Source organism: Corallococcus sp. AS-1-6, from assembly GCF_020037015.1.
Taxonomy (GTDB): Bacteria; Myxococcota; Myxococcia; order Myxococcales; family Myxococcaceae; genus Corallococcus.
The window spans coordinates 24,041-41,219 of sequence record NZ_JAIQDE010000046.1 but is presented as its reverse complement, the minus strand read 5'-3'; the positions used below and the strand labels follow the sequence as shown (position 1 = coordinate 41,219).

At 68.3% G+C, this 17,179-nt stretch carries 13 protein-coding genes and 2 pseudogenes; 10 read left to right on the top strand and 5 right to left on the bottom strand.

All coding sequences use genetic code 11. The annotated features are described in order from the left end of the window. Positions 1–3 precede the first annotated feature (3 nt). The 4 genes from pabB to K8612_RS37255 all read right to left on the bottom strand — a co-directional run bounded on the left by pabB (position 4) and on the right by K8612_RS37255 (position 4,776). Positions 4–2,157 carry an aminodeoxychorismate synthase component I gene (gene pabB, locus K8612_RS37275; RefSeq protein ID WP_306799793.1) on the bottom strand — a complete coding sequence of 718 codons (2,154 nt, stop codon included), beginning with the start codon at positions 2,155–2,157 and terminating at the stop codon, positions 4–6. A 61-nt stretch (positions 2,158–2,218) separates the two neighbouring features. After that, on the bottom strand, positions 2,219–3,586 hold the full coding sequence (locus K8612_RS37265) for a Phenylacetic acid catabolic protein (protein WP_223765718.1): 1,368 nt from the start codon (positions 3,584–3,586) through the stop codon (positions 2,219–2,221). An 8-nt stretch (positions 3,587–3,594) separates the two neighbouring features. Continuing rightward, positions 3,595–4,548, bottom strand: a complete 954-nt coding sequence (locus K8612_RS37260) for an alpha/beta fold hydrolase (RefSeq protein ID WP_223765717.1) — start codon at positions 4,546–4,548, stop codon at positions 3,595–3,597. 15 nt (positions 4,549–4,563) lie between these two features. Next, positions 4,564–4,776: an MbtH family NRPS accessory protein gene (locus tag K8612_RS37255; RefSeq protein ID WP_223744752.1), complete on the bottom strand. Its 213-nt coding sequence runs from the start codon at positions 4,774–4,776 to the stop codon at positions 4,564–4,566. Positions 4,777–5,072: 296 nt separating this feature from the next. On the opposite strand from K8612_RS37255, the gene K8612_RS37250 reads away from it, so the two are divergent. From K8612_RS37250 to K8612_RS37225, 6 genes and pseudogenes are all read left to right on the top strand, one after another. Further along, positions 5,073–5,771, top strand: a complete 699-nt coding sequence (locus K8612_RS37250; RefSeq protein ID WP_223744753.1) for a VOC family protein — start codon at positions 5,073–5,075, stop codon at positions 5,769–5,771. Between the two features lie 76 nt (positions 5,772–5,847). Continuing rightward, complete coding sequence (locus K8612_RS37245) at positions 5,848–6,642, top strand: SAM-dependent methyltransferase (RefSeq protein ID WP_223765716.1); 795 nt, start codon at positions 5,848–5,850, stop codon at positions 6,640–6,642. A 234-nt stretch (positions 6,643–6,876) separates the two neighbouring features. After that, entirely contained in the window at positions 6,877–7,734 is an 858-nt protein-coding gene (locus tag K8612_RS37240; RefSeq protein ID WP_223765715.1) for a diiron oxygenase, read from the top strand. Positions 7,735–7,825: 91 nt separating this feature from the next. Further along, positions 7,826–9,754 (top strand): B12-binding domain-containing radical SAM protein, encoded by a 1,929-nt coding sequence (locus tag K8612_RS37235; RefSeq protein WP_223765714.1) that lies wholly within the window; start codon positions 7,826–7,828, stop codon positions 9,752–9,754. 19 nt (positions 9,755–9,773) lie between these two features. Continuing rightward, positions 9,774–9,986 (top strand): annotated as a pseudogene (locus tag K8612_RS39690) (transposase); the annotation flags it as partial. 31 nt (positions 9,987–10,017) lie between these two features. Next, a pseudogene (locus K8612_RS37225) lies at positions 10,018–10,143 on the top strand (transposase); the annotation flags it as partial. Between the two features lie 271 nt (positions 10,144–10,414). On the opposite strand, the gene K8612_RS37220 reads toward K8612_RS37225, so the two are convergent. Then, positions 10,415–11,377: a glycosyltransferase family 2 protein gene (locus K8612_RS37220; RefSeq protein ID WP_223744758.1), complete on the bottom strand. Its 963-nt coding sequence runs from the start codon at positions 11,375–11,377 to the stop codon at positions 10,415–10,417. A gap of 164 nt (positions 11,378–11,541) precedes the next feature. On the opposite strand from K8612_RS37220, the gene K8612_RS37215 reads away from it, so the two are divergent. The 4 genes from K8612_RS37215 (at position 11,542) to ectB (ending at position 16,981) form a co-directional block, all read left to right on the top strand. Continuing rightward, positions 11,542–12,792, top strand: coding sequence for a glycosyltransferase (locus tag K8612_RS37215; RefSeq protein ID WP_223765713.1), 1,251 nt, complete (start codon positions 11,542–11,544; stop codon positions 12,790–12,792). After that, positions 12,789–14,213: a glycosyltransferase gene (locus K8612_RS37210; protein WP_223765712.1), complete on the top strand. Its 1,425-nt coding sequence runs from the start codon at positions 12,789–12,791 to the stop codon at positions 14,211–14,213. Before K8612_RS37215 ends, K8612_RS37210 begins: the two co-directional genes overlap by 4 nt. A 114-nt stretch (positions 14,214–14,327) precedes the next feature. Next, the gene (locus K8612_RS37205) at positions 14,328–15,713 is read left to right on the top strand and encodes a nucleotide disphospho-sugar-binding domain-containing protein (RefSeq protein WP_223765711.1); all 1,386 of its coding nucleotides are present in this window, start codon (positions 14,328–14,330) and stop codon (positions 15,711–15,713) included. Continuing rightward, entirely contained in the window at positions 15,710–16,981 is a 1,272-nt protein-coding gene (ectB, locus tag K8612_RS37200; RefSeq protein WP_223765710.1) for a diaminobutyrate--2-oxoglutarate transaminase, read from the top strand. Before K8612_RS37205 ends, ectB begins: the two co-directional genes overlap by 4 nt. The last annotated feature ends 198 nt before the right edge of the window (positions 16,982–17,179 follow it).

Sequence of the window (17,179 nt, the reverse complement as noted above, 5' to 3'; positions counted from 1 at the left end):
GGATCAGGAAGCGACCGCGGTCCCCTGGCCACGGAGGACCCTTCGCGGCTGCTCCTCCAGGCGCAGGAGCCGGTCGTGCAACTGGGGTTCGAAGGAGACGCCGGGCTCGCTGATGTACTGCCAGATGGGCCGCAGGATGGACTCCGCCTTGAGCAGGATCTCCTGAAACTCCCCCTCTGACTGTGACAGGTAGGTGATGGCACCGCCCGCGCCGAACCGCACGGTGGTGCCGTCATAGGACAGCGTGCGGATGGCGATGTTCAGGTCCGCGACCCGGTTGTACCCGAGGTACCCGATCGAGCCGCAGTAGATGCCACGGGGGCTCTTCTCCAGCCGGTCGATGATCTCCATGGTGCGGATCTTCGGAGCCCCGGTGATGGAGCCTCCCGGGAAGACCGCGCGCAGCAGGTCGACGAGGCTGCACTCGGGCGTCAACGTCGACTCGACGGTGCTGACCATCTGGTGGACCGTCTTGAAGCTCTCGATGTCCATCAGCTTGGACACATGCACGCTGCCCGGCACGGACACCCGCCCCAGGTCGTTGCGCATCAGGTCCACGATCATCAGGTTCTCCGCGCGGTCCTTCTCCGACGCGGCCAGGTGGGCGGCGTTCGCGCGGTCGGTCGCGGGGTCCTCGGAGCGCGCGCAGGTCCCCTTGATGGGCTTCGTCTGGACGCGCCCGTCCTCGTCCACCTTCAGGAAGCGCTCCGGCGAGGTGCTGAGGACGCACGTCCGCCCCGTCTTGATGAAGGCGCCGAACGGCGCGGGGTTGCCCCGGCGCATCGCCAGGTACAGCTCCACGGGGTCGAGCTTCAGGTCGAACGAGAAGCCGTTCGTGAGGCAGACCTCGTAGGACTCCCCGTCGACGATCTTCTCCTTGCAGCGCGCGATGGCGGCGAAATAGTCCTCGCGGCCGCGGTCCATCGCGACCGAGATGGACTTGCGCCCCAGGGCCTGGGGCGGACGGACGCCCGGCCCCAGCGACCTCACGGCCTCCGCGGTCTCGTCCATCCAGCCCTGGACGCTCTCGCGCGACTCGGGCTCCGCGACGGCGACCAGCCACACCTCCCGCGTCACGTGGTCGAACGCCAGGAAGCGCTCCACGTGCATCCACAGGGAGTCGGGGATGGTGTTCTTGTGCGTCGTCGCGGCCCCGAACGCGGCCTTCATCTCGTAGGTCATGAAGCCGATGTGGCCGCCCAGGAACTCGAACGGCAGTCCCTCCACGGGGGGCACCACGGTGCGGCTCTCCAGCGTCCGCTCCAGCTCCGCCAGGTGCCGCTCGGCGCCGCGGTCCACCGGCGCCTCGCAGATGCTGTACGTCAGCAGGGCCCTCTCCGGCACGCTGCCCATGAAGGAGAAGCGCGACATGCCTTCCCTCACGGCCTGGCTGTCCAACCAGAAGCAGTGCTCCTGGCCGGCGTACAGCCCCAGGAAGAGCGTCTCGGCTTCGAGCGAGGTCGCCAGCCGCCGGGTGAAGGTCTGGAGCTCCCGCTTGCCGTCCTGCGCGCGCCTGGCGTCGCCGGTGCCGGCGGAGACCTGGGGACGGCGGGCCGGGACGTCCTTCCCCGCGTGGCGGTACGCCTCGTCACGGAAGTTGGAGATGAGCTGCATCCCGTGCGCGGTCAGGATCGATTCGGGATGGAACTGCACGCCCCACTTCGGGCGGCTCACATGGCGCAGCCCCATGATGAGGCCACACTCCGTCCGGGCGGTGACGCGCAGGCTCGCGGGGAGCGACTCCGGACGGACCACCAGCGAGTGGTAGCGCACCGCGGAGAAGCTCGGCGGCAGGCCCTTGAACACGCCCGTGCCGTCATGGTGGACGGGGGTCGTCCTGCCGTGGAAGGGGACCGGGGCGTGCGTGATTTCTCCCCCGTAGACGTAGGCCAGCCCCTGATGCCCCAGGCAGACGCCGAGCACCGGGAACGCATCCTGCTCCAGCGCGTCCCGGGAGACATTGAAGTCCTCCGGCCGGGTCACCGAGCCCGGGCCCGGTGAAACCACGATGCACCCGAAGGAGCCCAGGGCCTTGAGCTGCGCCCAGGTGTACTGGTCGTTGCGGACGACCAGCGGCTCGCTCCCGAACGTCTGCGCAACGTAGTCCGCCAGGTTCCAGGTGAACGAATCGTAGTTGTCAATGATGAGGCAACGCATGTGATGAGGCCTCTCCCCAGGCGTCGGCTGCGTGAACCCACAACAGTCACCCTGCTCCGGCTCAGTCCGCGCCCCGGCCCTGGACCCGCGAGCTCAGCCGCGTCGCCGACGGGGAGATCCACGAGGAGAACTGGCCGGGCGTCAGCTCCCGCTGCATCAGCGAGCGGACGTTCGCGAGCTCGCGAGACGTCGGGAAGTGCTCCGAGACCTTCGACGCCGAGCCGCGAGGCAGGAGCTTCCCATCGATGTCGAAGGGCAGACCGGCGCACGGGCCGTAGGCCCTGTTGAAGCGCTCGTGGGGCAGGTGCAGTTGGAAGTCGATGCCCAGCGCTCTCAGGCTGGCATTCCAGCGGTCGACCTGCGTCTGGACCTCGGCGACGAACTGCCGCCGCATGATGGCGTTGGTCGCCCACTCTCCGGCGACCTCCGTGGTGGCCACCCGGTCGCCCACCCGGGCGTCGATGGGGACGATCTGCGATTCGCCCCCCGCGAAGTTCCTCGGCCGCCGGAGCCCCGCCCGGAACAGCTCGTGGGAGCGTTCGGAGTCGTCATTGCCGAAGAGGTCGTAGACCTTGGGCGCCCAGTAGTTGAGGTACTTCTGGAAGACGGGGAGGGGGATCGCCCCCGCGGGGAACGTCTCCAGCGTTCCCTCGCGAAGGGTGACCTCGGCGGTCCTGGCCAGCACGCGGTCCAGGCCCACGGCGCCGAAGGAGATGTGGAGGGGCTCCTCGAACATCATGAACCTCGCCGCCCGGGCCAGCGGGGCGAACGAGGACTCGGTCACGGCCTGGATCTGGTACTTGCCTACGCGGTCGGCCAGGAAGCACCACATGAAGTGGGACAGCCAGTCCTCGGTCGGGTAGTTGAACGCCTCCAGCAGGCGGGGGTTCTTGGGATCGCCGCTCATCCGCTCCAGCAGCGCTTCGGCTTCCACGACCCCGTCCTCGCCGAAGTGGGCCAGCAGGAGGTGGACCATGGACCAGGTGTGGCGCCCCTCCTCGAGGAAGAACTGGAAGACGTTCTCCAGGTCCGGGTCGCTCGGCGCCGTCTGCGTCAGCGTCCGGCTCTGCTCCACGGCGGCGTTCTCCACGTCCGCCTGCACGCAGATGTGCTGCAGCAGCAGCGTGCGGTACTCGCCGGGGACCTCCTCCCACACCTTCTTGCCCTGGTGGTCACCGAAGGCGATCGCGTCCTGCCCCGTGGGCACCATGAAGATGCCCCAGCGATACTCGTCGGGACGCATGGCGCTGTACTCGGCCCAGTCCACGCCGTTGACCGACCCGGTGGGCCGGCGGATGCGCATCTGGCGATCGAGGAACTCGGTGGGTCCCCGCTCGCGCCACCACTTGTAGAACTTCGTCTGGTAGGAGGCGATCTGCCGTGCGAGCAGCGACTGCTCGTCGAGGCCGATGTTGTTGGGCAGTGGCATGGTGTCTCCTACCCGCCCATCGCCGGGGAGAGGGCGCGCTGTGACGCCCTGGCGTCCATGAAGCCAAGAACGTGCTCCGCCAGCGTGGCGGGTTCGTTGAAGACCTGCAGGTGGCCGCCCTGTCCGAGCAGGCGGAGCTCGAGGGACGGGTGCCGCTTCGCGAGCTGGACCGACTCCGAGAAGTGGCTGTAGGTGTCGTCCCGGCAGTGGATGGAGAGCGTCGGAACCGCCTCGAGCGCGGGCGAGACGAACTCCCCGGCGATGCGCCGGTGGTCGTCGTACGCCTTCATGTACCTGGAGAAGACGTGCGTCATCTCCGGGTCGGAGAGGTGGACCATGGTCAGCTTCTCCGCCGCGTTCTTCGGCGTCGCGGGGACCCCGTTGTATTTGTTCAGGATTTTGCCGAGCTTCCCGGCGTGCGCCACGCCATGCCTTGCAATCTCCAGGTAGATGGGCAGCGCGCAGCGATCGAACTCGGACTTGACCAGCGAGTACCCCAGCCCCGCCGGCGCGATCCACGACAGGGTCCGCGGCTTGATGAGCCCATGGGCGGTGGCATGGACGGCCAACTGCGCGGCCTGACACCAGCCGACGAAGTGGAAGGATTCAATGCCCGCCTGCGCGAGGACCTCGGAGAAGTGCCGCGACTGGTCGGCGAGTTCGAAGTCCGTGTCGCGCACCGGCGTGGCCGGGTCCGGGCACGCCCGTGACTCCCAGATCAAGACACGGAAGCGCCGCGCGAGGAGCCGCGCGAGCCGCGCCACCGTCAGGAAGGTCATCCCATAGGGCGGCAGGAGGACGACCGGCTCCGCGTCCTTCTGGCCAAACTCATAGAGGGTGGACTGGCGTCCGTCGCCGCACCCCACCGTGAGGTAGCGAACCTCCTCCAGCTCGGGTTCGACCATCACCGTCTCAATGCCTGCCAGATAGGACGGCTTCGCGCCCGCGGTGCTCGTGCTCATGGTGGGGACTCGCGGTCAGCGGTCGTTACGCGCCAGGGCATCTCGCAGCGATTTCGGCCGCATGTCCGTCCAGACCTCCTTGAGATAGGCCTGACACGCTTCCTTGCTGCCCCTGGGACCCACCTGCTTCCAGCCTCCGGGGATGTCGCGGTGCGCGGACCAGAGCGAGTACTGCTCCTCGCCGTTGATCAAGACGACGTAGTCGGCTTCGTCCCCATGGATGCTCATCGTCGTCCCTCCCCCACCTGATCCACGATTACCTTTTAGGCGGATCTATCCTGTACTTGACCATGATTGGCGACGAAAGGTCAATATACAGTTCATACGGTCAGTCAAGACCCGCCGGCGGCCCTGCTCCAAATCGTCACGCGGATTTGACGTCCGCGCGTCTGTCTGAATCCGATGACGCAGGCAGACTCGCCGTATGAGGTGTCCATCATGACTTTGCAATGGACATCCGACCTTCGCACCGGCAGATCAGTCCGCTCTGACGTCCATCCCCAGCGGTTGAGAGGTGAAGTGGAATGAAGCAGTTCTTCCGGCTCCAGTTGCGCACCACCAACGTTCCCGCGGCACGCGATTTCTACACGGCGCTGCTCGGCGAGGGCGCGGCCAACGCGGACATCGTGCCGCTCCCCGAGCAGGCGGCGGCCCGCGGCGCCCCCGCCCACTGGCTGGGCTACGTCGGCGTCGAGGACGTGGATCAAGCGGTGCGCGCGTTCACGGAGCGCGGGGCGGTCCAGTTGGGTCCGACCCACCCGGCGCCGGGCGGCGGACGGGTCGCCATCCTGCGGGATCCGGGCGGGGCCATCATCGGCGTGGCGACCGCGCCCGTCCCGGAGCGGGCGCCGCAGCCGGAGGTCGCCTGGCAGCAGCTCTACGCGGCGAACGCGCAACAGGCGGCCACCACCTATTGCGACCTGTTCGGATGGCGGCTCGCGGACCGCCGCGACCTCGGCGGCCTGGGCGTCCACCAGGAGTTCGTCTGCCGCCCTGACGCGGGGAGCACCGGCTCGGTCGTGGACGTGGCGGGGCTCACGGGGGTGCACTCCCACTGGCTGTTCCACTTCCGCGTCGCCGCGCTCGCCCCCGCGCTGGAGGTCGTCCGCAAGGCGGGAGGGACCGTGGTGGGACCCATGGAGCTGCCGAACGGCGATCGCATCGCGGTGTGTGAGGATCCGCAGCGGGCGGCGTTCGCGCTGCGCGAAGGGAATGCCCGCTAGGCGTTGCAATTTTGTCGTGGGACTTCACGGGCCGCACCCTTGATTGGCTTCACGGCGAGTGTTATCCACGAGCGCAATGCAAGAAATTGGCGAAACGGCACTGTGGGTGGCAGGAATGCGCGCGCTCGAGACCGAGCGCCCCAATCCGCTGTTCCGGGATCCCTTCGCCCGCCGTCTTGCCGGTGACTCACTGGTCGAGGAATTGAAGCGGCGCAACGTCGGTGAGAATGCGATGCCGCCCGCCATCGAGGTGCGCACGCGCTGGCTGGATGACCAGATCAACCTGGGGTTGGGACGCGGCATCCGGCAGATCGTCATCCTCGCCGCGGGAATGGATGCCCGCGCCTACCGGCTGGCCTGGCCGGGAGACACGCGGCTCTTCGAGCTCGACCATGGCGCCGTGCTCGAGGACAAGGAGGCCAAGCTCTCAGGCATCACGCCGAAGTGCCAGCGGCACGCCGTGGCGGTGGATCTGGCGGAGGACTGGCCCGCGGCGCTGAAGAAGAGCGGCTTCAATCCCGAGGCGCCCACGCTGTGGCTCATCGAGGGATTGCTCGTCTACCTCACCGAGGAGCAGGTCGCGCTGCTCATGGCCCGGGTCAACGCCTTGAGCGCCCCGGAGAGCGTCGCCCTGATCGACGTGGTGGGCCGCTCCATCCTGGACTCCTCGCGCGTCAAGCTGATGCACAACCTCGCCCGCCAGTTCGGCACCGACGAGCCGGAGGCCCTCCTGCAGCCGATTGGCTGGGCGCCCCACGTCTACACCACCGCGGCCGTTGGCAAGCAGTTGGGACGCTGGCCCTTCCCCGTGGCGCCGCGCGGCACCCCTGGCGTGCCCCAGGGATATCTGGTGCATGGGGTCAAACGCTGAGCGGCCGTGTGCTTCGCGAGGTCGGGGGCTCCGCGAAGGACTGTTTTGCCTGATTTACAATATTGTACTGTTTGAGATAGGCTATAGCGGCGTGGCTGGGACCTGGGGAGGACCCTGTTGATGGCTGAGCGGCCGAGCGCGATTTCTCCGAGGGATTACAAGACCAGGGAGCTGGTTTGGAATTCGCTCGCCGCCACGCGCAGCAAGCCGCGGCGTGTGCTGCCAGAGGGCGACGTGGTGGGCCATCTGTATCCCCCGGCCAAGGCGGCGCTGCTCACCCACCCGCTGATGAAGAACCTTCCGCCCGACAAGCTGCGGCTGTTCTTCATCCACTCCGCCTACAAGTTCATGGGGGATATCGCCATCTTCGAGACGGAGACCGTCAACGAGGTGGCGATGAAGATCTCCAACGGGCACACGCCCATCGCCTTCCCTGACGACATCCGCCACGACGCGCTCACCATCATCATCGACGAGGCCTACCACGCCTACGTGGCGCGCGACTTCATGCGGCAGATCGAGCAGCGCACGGGGGTCAAGCCGCTGCCCATGGGCACGGAGACGGACCTGTCCAGGTCGATGGCTTTCGGCAAGCAGCGGCTGCCCGAGTCGCTGCACGGGCTCTGGGAGATCATCGCCGTCTGCCTGGGTGAGAACACGCTCACCAAGGATCTGCTGAACCTGACGGCCGAGAAGACCTTCAACGAGGTGCTGCACCTGGTGATGGAGGACCACGTCCGCGACGAGGGCCGCCACGCGGTCCTCTTCATGAACGTGCTCAAGCTGGTGTGGAGTGAGATGGACGAGAGCGCACGGCTCGCCATCGGCCAGGTGCTGCCCGGGTTCATCCGCGAGTACCTCGACCCGAAGGCGCTGGCGGGCTACGAGCGCGTGGTGCTGGAGCAGCTCGGGCTTCCGGCGGAGCACATCGAGCGGATCCTCTCCGAGACGTACGTGGAGCCGGCGCTGGAGGACTTCCGGGCGCGGTATCCGCTCTCCGGGTACCTCGTCTATGTCCTGATGCAGTGCGACGTCCTGGCGCACGCGCCGACGCGCGAAGCGCTCCGCCGCTTCAAGCTGCTCCCCCAGTGAGTCTGGGAGGCAGCCGGGGGGAGCTGTCAGCCAGCCTGTCTGCCGTCACGTTGACGCTGTACCACCACAACCAACGCGCAAGATGGGTGCCATGGTCAACCGACGGGTCGCTTTCATTGAATTGACGGTCTTCGCGGGCGTGTATCCGTTGGCCTCTGGCTACATGCGTGGCGTGGCCGAGCAGAACGCCGCCATCAAGGATTCGTGCAGCTTCGAGATCCACTCCATCTGCATCAACGACAATCGGTTCGAGGACCGGCTCAACGCCATTGACGCCGACGTCTACGCGATCTCCTGCTATGTGTGGAACATGGGGTTCGTGAAGCGGTGGCTCCCCACCCTCACCGCCCGAAAGCCCCATGCGCACGTCATCCTGGGCGGCCCGCAGGTGATGAACCACGGGGCGAAGTACCTGGACCCGGGCAACGAGCGGGTGGTGCTCTGCAACGGTGAAGGCGAGTACACCTTCGCGAACTACCTGGCGGAGCTCTGCTCCGAGCAGCCCGACCTGGGCAAGGTCAAGGGGCTGACCTTCTACCGGAACGGAGAGCTCATCACGAGCGCGCCCCAGGAGCGCATCCAGGACCTGAACGCGATCCCGTCTCCGTACCTGGAGGGCTACTTCGACAGCGAGAAGTACGTCTGGGCGCCCATCGAGACGAACCGGGGTTGTCCCTACCAGTGCACCTATTGCTTCTGGGGGGCGGCGACCAACTCGCGCGTCTTCAAGACGGACATGGACCGGGTGAAGGCGGAGATCACCTGGCTCAGCCAGCGCCGGGCGTTCTACATCTTCATCACCGACGCGAACTTCGGGATGCTGACGCGGGACATCGAGATCGCCCAGCACATCGCCGAGTGCAAGCGGAAGTACGGCTACCCGCTCACGGTGTGGTTGAGCGCGGCGAAGAACTCCCCGGACCGCGTGACGCAGATCACGCGCATCCTGAGCCAGGAGGGCTTGATCTCCACCCAGCCCGTCTCGCTCCAGACGATGGACGCGAACACGCTGAAGAGCGTGAAGCGCGGCAACATCAAGGAGAGCGCCTACCTGAACCTCCAGGAGGAGCTGCGGCGCAGCAAGCTCTCCTCGTTCGTGGAGATGATCTGGCCGCTGCCCGGCGAGACGCTGGAGACGTTCAAGGAAGGCATCGGGAAGCTCTGCAGCTATGAGGCCGACGCGATCCTCATCCACCACCTGCTGCTCATCAACAACGTCCCGATGAACAGCCAGCGCGAGGAGTTCAACCTGGAGGTGTCGAACGACGAGGACCCGAACAGCGAGGCCCAGGTCGTCGTCGCGACGAGGGACGTCACCCGCGAGGAGTACAAGGAGGGCGTTCGGTTCGGGTACCACCTCACGAGCCTGTACAGCCTGCGCGCGCTCCAGTTCGTCGGGAAGTACCTCGACAAGCAGGGGCTGCTGGCCTTCAAGGACCTGATCTCCTCGTTCTCCGAGTACTGCAAGCGGTTCCCCGACCACCCCTACACGCAGTACATCAGCAGCATCATCGACGGGAGCAGCCAGTCGAAGTTCAGCGCCAACGGCGGCATCTTCCACGTCACCCTGCACGAGTTCCGCAGGGAGTTCGACCAGTTGCTCGCCGGGTTCATGCAGTCGCTGGGCATGATGAACACCGACCCGCTGGAGTTCCTGTTCGACCTGGACCTGCTCAACCGCCCGCACGTGTACAGCAACACGCCCGTCACCAACGGCGAGGGGTTGCTGAAGCACGTGACGGTGGTGTCGAAGGAGAAGGATGCCCTGGTCGTGCACATCCCGGAGAAGTACGCGCAGCTCGCGTGGGAGATGCTCCGGCTGGACGGCGCCCCCAGCACGCGCATGCGCGTGAAGTACCGCGGGGCGCAGATGCCGTTCATGGCGAACAAGCCGTACGAGGACAACCTGTCCTACTGCGAGGCGAAGCTCCACAAGATGGGGAGCATCCTCCCGGTCTGGGAGCCGGCCCTCCCATCCATCGCCCCCGTCCGGCGCCCCCAGGTGGCCGTGGCGAGCTGAGCAGCCGCCTGCCGCCGCCGTGCCCGAGCGCCCCTCCCGTGGCGCGGACGAGACGCGCTGGCCACCTCTGGGGAGCCCGGGGCAGCCAAAGTGGCACCTGTGGGCCCTGGCCAGCGCGCACGCCGTCGTCTACCGCGTGGCGGACACCCGCGGCGCCGAGGCCGCCAGGCAACTCCTGAAGGACTTCTCGGGCGTCCTCGTAACGGACGGCTACGCCGTCTACGCGGCGGTGGCGAAGCAACGCTGGTGTCCCGCCTGCACGCGTGGGCCCTCGAGGTGCGCGCGCGCTGCCCGAGTCCGCGCTGGGCAAGGCCCTGGGCTACCTGGGAAGCCTCTGGCCAGGGCTGACGCGCTTTTTGGACGAGGCCCTCGTGCCCCTGGACAACAACGCCACCGAGAGGCCCTGCGCGGGCCGGTGGTGGGCCGAAAGAATCACTACGGCAGCCGCAGCACGGGGCCGTTCACGATCAAGCTGTGGGGACGGGCTGACCGCGCACGATCTCGCTCCCGGGCGTGACGTTCCAGCAGGCACGCCGTCGGCCCCCACACGCCTCCTGCCGACCCTCAATCCCTCCGGACACCTCGCGGATCGGGGGGGCGGGGCTTCAAAACCGGTGGGGGGCCGCGAGAGCGGTCCCTGGCGAGTTCGATTCCCGTGCCCTACCGCCACACTCCACTGCCCAGTTCAGGCATGGCGAGCACGAGCCCCACTGGCAGGAACCGCTCCCCCAGGACCGCCGCGTAGCGTACCAGCATCGCGGGGTTCCTCACCGCGAGCGACAGACACTCCCCCCAGCGTCCGGCGTGCAAGGGCTCACGGAAGCTCGCATCCCCCAGTTCGTCCCGCTTGCGCCGCCGGTAGCCTTCCAGCGCTTCGACAATCTCCGCGTGCGTCTTCGCATCCACTTCACGGATGAGCGCGTCTGTCATTTCAAGGATTCGCGAAAGACAGTACACGGGGCTGGCGATGAGCGAGTCCCTTCGAGCCCTGTAGAAATACATGGCCTCGTGTGACACCACCATCCTGCCGGAGGCCAGCAGGCAGCGGAGCAGCATCTCGAAGTCCTCACCCGCCCGGGACGCGGGGTTGTAACGCACGCCACTTGTCACCAGGAACTCACGCCGGAAGAGAGGCTTCAGGATGCCATAGTCATCCATCACCATCTTCAGCGCCGAGACCTCGAACGGACCGTCCATCCGTCCCAACCGCGCGGCGTGTACCGTGAACAACGTGGACTCCGGCTCATGCGTGCCCTCCGGGACCAGGAGCAGGTCATCACAGACGATGTCGGCGCGGCGCTCCTCCGCCAATGCCAACAGCCGCTCCAGCCGGTCCTCCTTCCACCAGTCATCCGCGTCGAGGATGGCGATCCACTCCCCCCTCGCCTGCTCGATGGCCACGTTCCGGCTCCAGGAAGGCCCCTGGTTGCGCGCGTTCTCGAAGACCCGCACCCGGGCGTCGCCATGGCCCCTGGCCACCGCCACCGTGCCGTCCGTCGAGCCGTCGTCCACCACGACGACCTCCACGTCCTCCACCGTCTGCCCCAACGCCGAGTCCAGGGCGGCCCCCAGATAGCGCTCCACATTGAAGGCAGGAATGACCACGGAGACTCGGGGCCTCATTGGATCCATATTCCTCATCTTGCGGGGCTTCCTATTCTGCCTGTCTGATAACGTTCCAGGCCATGGCGAAAATCGTCTTTCTTCCGCTTCCGGAGGCGGGACACATCCACGCAACGTTCGGCCTGGCCAGGCAGCTTGCGTCGCGCGGGCATGAGATTGGTTACATGGCGCCCCCGGACGGCGAGGCCTACCTGCGCCGCCAGCCGTGGCCCTTCACGCCCATCCTCGAGGACGTGCTTCCCCGGGGATATCAGGCGGAGCTGCACTCGCGGCTGGCCGACCCGGACCTCACCTCCGCCGCCCACCGGGAGCTGACGCGGGAGTTCATCCGCAGACGCGGTGAGCGCAACCGGGAGATCCTCTTCGGCTCCGCCTTCGAGTCACGGTTGCGTGACAGCGGGGCCGACCTGCTGCTCGTGGATGCCACGTTCACGCTTCCGGCGCTCGCGGCCCACAAGGTGGGCATCCCCGCGTTCCAGCTCTGCACCAACCTGGCGCTCCATCGCGACGCGGCCGTGCCTCCGCTGACGTCCCACCACATTCCCACGGGCAGCCTGCGCTCGCGGCTCCGCATCCGCGCCGCCTGGGAGTGGCTCTACCTGCACACGTTCATGCCCGGCGGGGAACGGATGCGCGCCCCGGTGCGCGAGTTCTACCGCCGCCACCCCGACGCGAGCCCCGGCGACTTCCACGCCCACCTGCAGATTGGCCCGCATCTGAAGGTGCCGACCCTGGTGACGTGCACCCCCGGGTTCGACTTCCCCCGGGCGTCCGGCGGCATCCACTACCTGGGGCCCTGCGTCGACCGCGAGCGCACCGAAGCGCCCCTCCCTCCGGAGATCGCCTCCGGGACGGAGCCCCTCATCCTGTGTTCGCTGGGCAGCCATGGCGACCGCGTCCGCGCGCACCGCCCCTTCTTCCAGGCCGTCATCGACACCGTCGCGCGCCGGCCCCAATGGCGGCTGCTCATGGCGGTGGGCGGACAGGTGGGCTCGGAGGGCTTCGGCCCCCTGCCCCCCAACGTCACCGTGGTGGAGCGGGTGCCCCAGCTCTCCGCCCTGAAACGCGCCTCGGTGATGATCACCCATGGCGGCCTCAACAGCGTCAAGGAATGCATCTGCCTGGGCGTCCCGATGATTGTCCATCCGCTCGTGTTCGATCAGCCGGGCAACGCCGCCCGCGTCGTGCATCACGGACTGGGACTGCGTGGCGACATCCGCCAAGCCTCGGTGCAGTCCCTGAGCGCCCAGCTCGATGCGGTGCTGGGCGACGACGCCTACCGCTCCCGCGTCCAGGCCCTCCAGCGGGACTTCCTGGCCGCCGACGACTCCGGGCTCGGAGCCCGGACCATCGAGCAGCTCCTTCAGCCCTTCGAATCCCGCGCCACCCCTCAGCCCAAGCGAGCCATCCCATGACCCGTCGCGCGACCCTGCTCATGGAGGCGGCGCCGTACGCGAACGCCTCGGGCTACATCAACGCCCTGCTGGCGGAGGAGCTGGCCCGGTTGGGCTACACCCCCGAGGCGCACTTCGGGCAACACCCCGTCGCGGGCGACATCGTCACGCCCCTGGCCACCGCGGACAGGCTCCGGCGCATGCGGGCGGCCGCGAAGGCCGACCTCGCCGTCTACTGCGACCGCGCGCTCGCCATGCGGCTGCCGACCCGCGAACAGGCTCGCAAGACGCTGGTGCTGTTCCACGGGCTGATGGGCGCGCCGTCCACGTGGCTCGAGTCCCCGGTCATCGACGGACACTGGGTGCTCTCTCCTTATATGGAGCGCGCGCTGACGTCCCTGCTCGCGCTGCCGGACTGGCGCCGGCGCCAGTGCCTGCACCCCCGGGCGTTCCAGACCGTGTCCCTCCTCACGCCTCCCCTGCCCTGTGTCGATGAAGCCCGGGGCCACCCCGAGCTGAAGGGCGCGGAGCTTCCGCCGCATCTTCGCGAGGCCTTGGAGTCCGGGGACGTCATCGGCCATGCCGTCCAACCCGGCAAGCCGGACTGGGGCGCCGTCACCGCCATCATGCTCAACCTCAATGCGCTGGCGCAGGAACATGGCCAGCGGCGCCGCTTCCGGCTCGTCATCGAGGCGGAGGACTTCGCGCTCGTGCGCCACGCGTTCGCCCGGGGCGACGGGAGCGCCGAGGCCGCGCGGATGGGCCTGGACGCGCTCGGGCTCACCCTGGAGGACGTGCTCGTCCCGGTGGAGAAGCTCAGCCAGCCGGCCCTGTTCCAGGTGTTCCGCGCTGCCCGCTTCGGCCTGGCCTACAACGGCTTCCCGGAGCCCTTCGGCTTCTACGTGCTCGAATCCGTGTTCAACGGCTGCCCCGTCTACACCAATGGCAGCGGGAACAACCGGTTCGCCCTGCCCCCGGACCACGGCATCCACGTCCACGAGACGCCGGGCATGGCCTGGGGGGATGTGGGCGCGTACGCGGAGGTGGCCTCGCGCATCTTCGCGGACCTGGATGCCCCCGAAAGGCAGGCCGCGGCCTGCCTCCGCGGCCGCGAGCACATCCAGCGGACCTTCACCCGCGCCGCCTTCGCCCGCTCCGTGGAGACGTGCCTCCTGCGGCTGGAGGGCCCCGCCGCCGACCCCATTCCCTTCGAGGCCCTGGAGGTCGCGCCCGGCCCGCTCGTGCGCTGCATGGACGAGGAGGGGCAGGTCGTCTCCGACTTCGAGCCCACCGCCCTGGAGCCCGACGCGCTCCAGCTCATGCGGGAGCTGACGGGGTGCCGTGCCGGGGAGGCCGCGGCCAGGCTTCCGCCAGAGAAGACAGACATGTTTCAGGAACTCTTCTCACGCGGGGTGCTGACCCTGCGGGCCCCGGGCTTGTGACATTTCAGGCTACAGCCCTTCTCAAACACCGAGAATCGCAGCCGACTTGTTTCTCAGGTTTGACCAAAAATCCTTGACCCGAAACAGTTCACTGGCGGTAAATCCCCCGGAGGAATGGCGACCTTCGTACTCTCACCGCTGGATGACCATGGGCATGTCAATCCGACGTTCGGGATTGCCAGGACCCTGCGGTCGAGGGGGCACCGGGTCGTCTATTGCGGCATTCCGGACCTGGAGACGCTGGTCGAGCCCGAAGGCTTCGAGTTCCTTCCCGTCCTGGAGGAGCTCTGTCCCAAGGGGTTCCAGGCGGAGATGCTGGCCCGCGCCAGCGAGCTGCGTGGACTGAAGCTGCTGCGCTTCCTGCGGGAGGTTCAGCGCCACGAAGATCGCTACCACGCGGCCGTGCTGGCGGGCGCCTTCGACAAGCCATTCGCCCTGCTGCGCCCGGACCTGCTGCTGTGTGACGTGCTGCTGCCGGAACCGCCGCTGGCCGCGTACGGGGCCGGCGTGCCGTGCCTGCTCCTGAATACGACGCTGCCGCTGCGGCAGGAGGCGGGACAGCCCCCGCTGACGTCGCCGCTGGTGCCTGACGAAGGAGCCGTCTCCCGCGTCCGCCTGCGGCTCGCGTGGTGGCGCGCGACGTACCGCCACCGGCTGGGGCGCTGGTTCCGCTCCCGTTCGGTCACCCACCTGCTGCGGCTGGCCCGGCACCATGGCTTTCCCCGCGAGCGGCTGGACTTCGACGGCATCACGATCAAGCCATGGGGGCCGGAGCTGGTGCTCTGCCCGCGCGAGTTCGCGGAGCTGACGCCCGCGCGGGGAAAGCCTCGCGGCGAGTACCTCTACGCGGGCCCTTCCGTGGACCTGGAGCGCCAGGAGCCGGACTTCCCCTGGGAGCGGCTGCGCGACGGCCGGCCGCTCGTGCTCGCGTACCTGGGGACCCTGCCCTACGTGACGGACCTGGACGCGCGCCTGTTCCGCGCCGTGCGCGACGCGGCGGCCCGCAGGCCCGACTGGCAGTTCGTGCTGGGCGTGGGCCGCAAGCTGGATCCGGCCGCCTTCGACGCCAGCGCTCCCAACGTCATCGCCGTGCGGCGCGCGCCCGTCGTGTCGCTCTTGCGGCGGGCCACCGCGATGATCACCCACGGCGGCTTCAACAGCGTGAAGGAGTGCATCAGCCTGGAAGTGCCGATGGTGGTCCTCCCCATCCAGTACGACCAGCCCGGCATCTCCGCCCGCGTGGTGCGCCATGGCCTGGGCGTGCGCGCTTCTCCCGCGAGCGTCACCGCGGAGACCCTGCTGTCCCTCCTGGACGAGGTCGTCACCGTCCCCCGCTACCGCGAGAGCCTCCGCCGGTTCCGTGCCCGCTTCGAAGCGGCCGAGCGGGAGCGGCCCGCGGCCGACGTCATCGAGGACTTCCTTCACCCATCACGTCCGGCCGCGCTGTCCGCCGGAGCGCCTTCCCCTTCTTCCGTCCCCACCGCCCGAGCCCTGCCATGAGCCCCCAGCCCGCCGCCTCCACCGACGCCGCCACGACGGTGTTCGAACAGCGTGAGTCCAACGTCCGCCTGTACTGCCATTCCTTCCCGGCGGTCTTCACCCGCGCCAAGGGCTCCACCCTCTTCGACACGCAGGGCAAGCGCTACCTGGACTTCTTCGCGGGCGCGGGCGCGCTCAACTACGGCCACAACCCGGAGCCCATCAAGCGCAAGGTGATGGAATACCTGGAGTCCGACGGCATCGTGCACGCGCTGGACGCGTACACGGCGGCCAAGCGCGACTTCCTGACGCACTTCGAGAAGACGGTGCTCGCCCCGCGCGCACTGGAGCACAAGGTCCAGTTCTGCGGCCCCACGGGCACCAACGCGGTGGAGGCCGCGCTCAAGCTGGCGCGCAAGGTGACGAAGCGCACCGGCCTCTTCGCCTTCACCGGCGCGTACCACGGCATGACGCTGGGCAGCAGCGCGGTGACGTCCAGCCGGGGCGTGCGCGCGGCCGCGGGCGTTCCGCTGGGCCACACCACCTTCATCCCCTACCCGGAGGGGCCCAAGGGCGCCTTCGACTCGCTGGCCTTCATGGAGCGGATGCTGGAGGACAACTGCTCGGGCGTGGACGTGCCCGCCGCCGTCATCGTCGAGAGCGCGCAGATGGACGGTGGCATCTACGTGGCCAGCGCCGAGTGGCTGCGCGGCCTGCGCAAGCTGACGGAGAAGCACGGCATCCTGCTCATCGTCGACGACATCCAGGCGGGCTGCGGCCGCTCCGGGCAGTTCTTCTCCTTCGAGCGCGCGGGCATCGTCCCGGACCTGGTGACGCTGTCCAAGTCCATTGGCGGCTACGGCTTCCCCATGTCCCTGTTGCTCATGAAACCCGCGCTGGATCAGTGGCGGCCGGGCGAGCACACGGGCACCTTCCGCGGCAACCAGGTGGCCTTCGTCGCGGCCACCGCGGCGCTCGACTACTGGACGCAGGAGGACTTCACGCACGGCCTGACGGCGAAGTCCCAGTTGCTGGGAGAGCTCACGCGCCAGGCGGCCCCGGGGCTGGAGGTGCGCGGACTCGGCATGGCGTACGGCATCGACCTGAACGGCCACGGCGGCCATGAGCGCGGCCAGCGCGTCCAGCAGCGCTGCTTCCAGCGCGGGCTCATCCTGGAGCTGTGTGGCCGCGACGACACGGTCATCAAGCTGCTGCCGCCCCTCACCACCTCCGTGGACGAGCTGCGCGAAGGCACCGCCATCCTGGCGGGGGCCCTCTCGGAAGCCTGAGGCCGCTCTTCTTCGCGCGGTCCCACCCGCGAAGCGCATGGCCAGGGGGCCTTCCTCCCGTGGGAGGCCCCGAGGCTGGCGCCATGTCCGTTCTCACGCGAGCGCGCCGGTCCTCCCGGCGGCTTCGCGCTCCATTCCCCGGCGGCGCGCTCCCAGCGCCCCGGCGCACTTCTTCGCGGTCCCCCCGGAAGGTCCCCA